The sequence below is a fragment of the Planctomycetota bacterium genome (assembly GCA_026387035.1).
Classification (GTDB): Bacteria; Planctomycetota; Phycisphaerae; order FEN-1346; family FEN-1346; genus JAPLMM01.
In genome coordinates this window covers 1-5,430 of record JAPLMM010000117.1, presented here as the reverse complement: position 1 = coordinate 5,430, position 5,430 = coordinate 1, and the positions used below count along the sequence as shown (strand labels likewise).

Sequence of the window (5,430 nt, the reverse complement as noted above, 5' to 3'; positions counted from 1 at the left end):
ATTTAGCCGCCCACCTTGGTGGGCGCGTGCCGTTGCGGCGCGGCGCGCGGGTCGTGCACATTTAGAATAACGCGCCCAGTAAACTGGGCGGCTAAATGTGGGCGCGGTGATGGTGGCGTGGGCGCGCGGGTCGTGCACATTTAGAATAACGCGCCCAGTAAACTGGGCGGCTAAATGTGGGCGCGGTGATGGTGGCGTGGGCGCGCAGGATGCGAACGTTTAGCCGCGACCCGACTTGTCCGGCGTAGCCTGTAGGGCGAAGCCGGACGGGGAGCGCGTTTGTGAAAGGGGAAGCGCCATGACGAAAGATCGGCGCAACCTGAACCACCTCGGCCCCGACGGCGGAGCGCGCATGGTGGACGTCGGAGCGAAAGCCGTCACGCGCCGGTCGGCCTCGGCCGAGGCGTACGTGACCGTCGGTCCCGAAATCGCCGAACGCCTGCGCCGCGAAGGGGGCCTCGCGAAGGGCAACGTTCTGGAAACCGCGCGCCTGGCCGGCATCGCCGCCGCCAAGCAGACGCCCGCCCTCATCCCCCTCTGCCACCCCATCGCGCTGGACGCTGTCGAGGTCGAAGCGCTGCTCGATGGCGAGCGAGTCCGCATCCGCACCCGCGTCCGGGCCGAGGCGAAGACCGGCGTCGAGATGGAGGCGCTCACCGCCGCCGCCGTCGCCGCACTCACCGTGTACGACATGGTCAAGTCCGCCGGCAAAGGGATCGAGATCGGTCCCGTGCGGCTCGTTGAGAAGGAAGGCGGCAAGTCGGGCCGATGGACCCGCGAGGAGCCCGGCGATGCCGCGCGCTAAAGCCCTCTGCATAGGCCCGAAGAAGGGCGAGCCCAAGCGTCCTGTCCCCGAGGCGCGCTTCCGCGCCGGCCACGGCATCGAGGGCGACGCCCACGCGGGACCCGGGCACCGCCAGGTCAGCCTTCTGGCCGATGAGGACATCGAGACCGTCCGCCGCGCGGGGCTGCCGGACGTTCTCCCCGGCGCGTTCGCTGAGAACGTCGTCCTCTCGGGCCTCGACCTCGGCGCCGTCGGCCTCGGGACGCGCCTCCGCCTCGGCGAGGACGTCGTCCTTGCCGTCACGCAAATCGGAAAGGTCTGCCACGCCCCCTGTGAGATCGCCCGCGTGACCGGCGACTGCATCATGCCTCGCCTCGGCCTATTCGCGCGCGTCGAGAAGGGCGGCTCTGTCCGCCCCGGCGACGAAGCGGAACTGGTCGCCCGCGTCCCGCGCGAGCGCCTCCAGGCCGTTGTCCTCACGGTCAGCGACCGCTGCTCGCGCGGCGAGGCGGCCGACACGGCCGGCCCGTCCGTCGCGCGGCTCCTGGAAGAACGCCTCGGCGCGCACCTCTACCGCCTGGAGGTCATCCCCGACGAGGCCGATCGCATCGCCGAACGCCTGAAGCACTACGCCGACGGCCACTCGATTGACCTCGTGGCGACGGTCGGCGGGACGGGCTTTGCCCCGCGCGACGTCACGCCGGAGGCGACCCGCGGCGTCGTGGAGCGCCCGACGCCGGGCCTCGACGAGGCGATGCGCGCCGCCTCGCTCGCCAAGACGCCGCACGCTGCTCTCTCTCGCGGCTCATCCGGCATCCGCGGCACGACGCTCCTGCTGAACCTGCCCGGCTCCGAACGCGCCGCACGCGAGAACCTGGAGGCGATCCTCGAGGCGCTCGGCCACGGCCTGGCGAAACTGCGCGGCGACGCGAGCGACTGCGGACGCCCCCCGAAGGACGCGCCCCATGCGCCCCGCTGACCTTCCTATCCTGGCGATCGGCGGCTCCCACGACGCCGGCAAGACGACCCTCCTGGAGGCACTCGTCCCGATGGTGGCGGCGCGCGGGCTGGCCGTCGCCGTCGTGAAGAGCGCCGGCAGCCGGATCGAGGTGGACCGCCCGGGCAAGGACAGCGACCGCCTCTTCCGCGCGGGGGCCGACGTCTTCGTCCGCGGAAAGGCCGAAGGCTTCGTCCGCACCCGTCCGGCCGAGGAGGACCGGACGGCGTCCGACCTCGCCGCCTTGGCGCGGCTCTACGACCTGGTGCTCCTGGAGTGCCGCTCGCCCATGCCGTGCGCGACGGTCTGGCTCCTCGGCGAAGGCGAGAGCGATCCGCCCGCCGAGGCCGCCGACGTCCTCGCCGCCCTCCCGCGCGGGCCCGAACGAGCCGAAACCGTTTACGGAATCCTGGATCGCTGGCTCCCCGAGCAGTGGCTTCGGACGCCCGTCTATGGCTGCGTCCTCATCGGCGGCCGAAGCAGCCGCATGGGCGCGCCCAAGCATCTCCTTCGGTCGGCCGGCCGGACGTGGATCGAGCGAGCGGTCGCCGCCATGAGCCGCGTCTCCCGTCGCGTCGCCGTCGTCGGCGCGGGCGAACTGCCCGATGCGCTGGCCGGCGTCGCGCGCCTGCCGGATGTCCCGGATGCCGAGGGGCCGATGGCCGGCATCTTGGCCGCGATGCGGTGGGCGCCCTGGGCGTCGTGGCTGGTGGCGGCGTGCGATTTGCCGAACCTCTCCGCGGAGGCGCTCGAGTGGCTCCTTGCGACGCGCGCTGCCGGCGTCTGGGCGACGGTCCCGCTTCTTGCGGGCGCGCGGGGCGTCGAGCCGCTCCTGGCGCACTACGATTTTCGCGCGGGGGCGATCCTCGAGCGTCTCGCCGCCGCCGGCCGCTTCGCGCCCTCGCTCGTGGCGGAGCATCCCAAGGTCGCCGCGCCGACGCCGCCGTCGCACCTCGCGCCCGCCTGGGACAACGTGAACGCGCCCGATGATTTGGGGCCCGGGCAAGAGCGTCTAACAAAACGATCATGAGGGGGTGGCACTGGCGGCTTGCCCGCCAGTGCATACCTTCTCTTGTCACGCACTGGTGGACAAGCCACCAGTGCCACACATTTTGTTGGAACTTCTTAGAATCGGGGGTCGATCGGATAGGCTTCGACGCGCGTCCCCGCGGGGTGCGTTCCCGGCTCGAGCGCCAGGAGCGCGTCGGCGCGCGAAAAGCCGACGAGGTCCGCCGACCCGCGCGTTTCGATTACCTCGGCCGCCCACATCTCGCCTTCGCGCCGCAGGACGGCGGGGACGAACGCCGTGCGGCCGCCGCGGACTTTCACCGGAGCGGCGAGCGTCGCCGTTACCGTCGGCGGCGCGGGGTCCGCTCGGCCCATCATCTTCCGAAGCGCCGGCAGCACGAAAAGGTGAAACCCCACGATCGTGGAAACCGGGTTGCCCGGCAGCCCGAACACGAGGCCCCGGCCGTGCGTGGCGAAAAGGGTCGGCTTGCCGGGCTTCATCCGCACCGTCGCGAAATGAATCGTGACGCCCAGGTCCCGCAGGACCTTCGGCACGAGGTCCCATTCGCCGACGCTGACGCCGCCAGAGACGAGCAGCACGTCGCGCTTGAGGCCGCGGGCGATTCTATCGCCCAGGTGGTCTAAAGTGTCGCGCGCGACGCCGAGGCTCTCGGCCCCGACGCCGGCGCGCCGGCAGCAGGCGAGCAGGCTCCAGGAATTCGCATCGCGAATCTGCCCCGGGCCGGGAACCGTCGAGACGGACACCAGTTCGTCGCCCGTCGCGAGGACGGCGACCGTCGGCCGGCGGACGATGCGGACCCGCTCGCGCCCGACCGACGCCAAAAGGCCGATCTCGGGCGGGCGAAGGACGCGGCCGACCTCGAGCACGGTCTCGCCCTTGCGAACGTCCTCGCCGCGGACACAGATGTTGCGGCCGGGGTCCGTCCGCAGAATCCGGACGCGCCCATCGGGCAGCGCCTCGGTGTCTTCGACCTTGACCACGCGGTCGGCGCCCTCCGGCACGGGGGCGCCCGTCATGATCTTGGCGCACGTGCCGCCTTGGATTGGCCGCGTCGGGGCCGTCCCCGCGGGCAGCGATTCGACGACCGCCAGGTCCGCGGGCAGGCGCGCGAGGTCCGCGGACCGGACCGCGTAGCCGTCCATCGCGCTCTTGTCGAATGGCGGCAGGTCCGCGTCGCTCGCGACGGATTCGGCGAGGACCGCGCCGTCCGCTTCCGGCAGGGGAACCTCCACCGCCTCCAGCCGCGGCGATTTCTCAAGGACGATCCGAAGGGCCTCGGCTGGCTCCATCATGGCGACGCACCTCCGGAGACATCGGTTGTCATTTGCGGTCCGGTGCCTCGGCTGGTCCGAACCGCCAGGCGGCGGTGTACACGTTCATCCGGTCGCCGCGCGCGAAGCCGACGACGGCCGCGTCGGCCGACCGCCCTAACTCGATCGCCCGCGACGTGACGGCGCCTCGGCTGACGACGGCAGGGATTCCCGCGCGAACGGCCTTGGCGACGATGTCGGAACTGGCGCGGCCGGTTGTCAGGATCGCGAGGTGCGCGAGGTCCATCCCTTGCCGCAGCGCCGCCCCGACGGCCTTGTCCACGGCATTGTGCCGGCCGATGTCTTCCGCGAATGCGAGGATCGCGCGGCCGTCGGTCAGCGCCGCGGCGTGGACGCCGCCCGTCTCGCGGAAAAGGACCGAGGTCTGGAGGAGGTCTTTCATCCGCGCCAGGACGTCTTCGGGTGAGAATCGCGCGTCGCTCGCCAGGCGGGGCAGGGCGTCCGCCTCGGCCGACGCGCCGCTCCCGCACCCGCTGCTCGTGGCCACACGCTCGCGGAAAAGCACCAGCCGGTCCGGGTCCACGTCGGCCCGGACCTCGATGCGCCCGCCGTCCGGCGCGACGCGGCACTCGGCAATCGCGCGGGGGCTCTCGATGAGGCCTTCGGTCCGGAGGAATCCGACGGCCAGGTCCTCGAGCCGCTGGGGCAGGCACTGAATGCGGACGAGCACGCGGCCGCTCAGGACCAACTCGACCGCGCGTTCCACGATGACGGTGTCGGACTCGCCGGCCGCGCCGACGCGCCACACGCGCTCGGAGCGGACACGGTCCTGGGAAGGCTCGGAATCGGTCATGGCTCGGCTGCGTCCGAAGGTTCGACCCGCACCGCACAGACCTTGAACTCGGGGATCTTCGCGACGGGGTCGAGCGCGGCAATGGTCAGACGGTTGGCGGGCGACTCGCGGTAGTGGAAGGCGAGGAAGAGCGTCCCCGGCGCGACGCGGTCGGTCACGCGGGCCTGGATGGTGATCTCGCCGCGGCGCGAGGCGACGCGCACGGGCTGGGAGTCGGCGACGCCGAGGCGCGCCGCGTCCTGGGGATGAATCTCGATCGCCCCGACCGACACCAAACGGTCGAGGACCTCCGAGCGGCGCGACATCGTCCCCGTGTGGAAGTGCTGGAGGATGCGGCCCGTCGAAAGGAGGAAGGGGAACTGGGCGTCGGGCAACTCTTTCGGCGGAATGAATTCGACGGCGTGGAACTTCCCCCGTCCCCGCGTGAAGCGGTCCTTGTGGAGGATCGGTGTGCCTGCATGGCCCGGGTCGGGGCAGGGCCACTGGAGGCCGCCT

Annotated in this window: 6 protein-coding genes; 3 read left to right on the top strand and 3 right to left on the bottom strand. The window is 71.7% G+C overall.

Going from position 1 to position 5,430, the window contains the following annotated elements:
* Window positions 1–298: 298 nt before the first annotated feature.
* From moaC to NTX40_04030, 3 genes are read left to right on the top strand one after another with little or no spacing between them, the layout of a single operon-like run.
* Entirely contained in the window at window positions 299–805 is a 507-nt protein-coding gene (gene moaC, locus NTX40_04040; protein MCX5648255.1) for a cyclic pyranopterin monophosphate synthase MoaC, read from the top strand.
* The gene (locus NTX40_04035; protein ID MCX5648254.1) at window positions 792–1,763 is read left to right on the top strand and encodes a molybdopterin-binding protein; all 972 of its coding nucleotides are present in this window, start codon (window positions 792–794) and stop codon (window positions 1,761–1,763) included. The genes moaC and NTX40_04035 overlap by 14 nt, the downstream gene beginning before the upstream one ends.
* Complete coding sequence (locus NTX40_04030) at window positions 1,750–2,811, top strand: molybdopterin-guanine dinucleotide biosynthesis protein MobB (GenBank protein MCX5648253.1); 1,062 nt, start codon at window positions 1,750–1,752, stop codon at window positions 2,809–2,811. The genes NTX40_04035 and NTX40_04030 overlap by 14 nt, the downstream gene beginning before the upstream one ends.
* Window positions 2,812–2,906: 95 nt before the next feature.
* On the opposite strand, the gene NTX40_04025 is transcribed toward NTX40_04030, so the two are convergent.
* From NTX40_04025 to NTX40_04015, 3 genes are all read right to left on the bottom strand, one after another.
* Window positions 2,907–4,103, bottom strand: coding sequence for a molybdopterin molybdotransferase MoeA (locus NTX40_04025; protein ID MCX5648252.1), 1,197 nt, complete (start codon window positions 4,101–4,103; stop codon window positions 2,907–2,909).
* Window positions 4,104–4,131: 28 nt separating this feature from the next.
* The gene (gene fdhD / locus NTX40_04020) at window positions 4,132–4,935 is read right to left on the bottom strand and encodes a formate dehydrogenase accessory sulfurtransferase FdhD (GenBank protein ID MCX5648251.1); all 804 of its coding nucleotides are present in this window, start codon (window positions 4,933–4,935) and stop codon (window positions 4,132–4,134) included.
* On the bottom strand, window positions 4,932–5,430 hold a 499-nt coding region (locus NTX40_04015; protein ID MCX5648250.1), incomplete at its 5' end, for a formate dehydrogenase subunit alpha. The genes fdhD and NTX40_04015, both read right to left, overlap by 4 nt.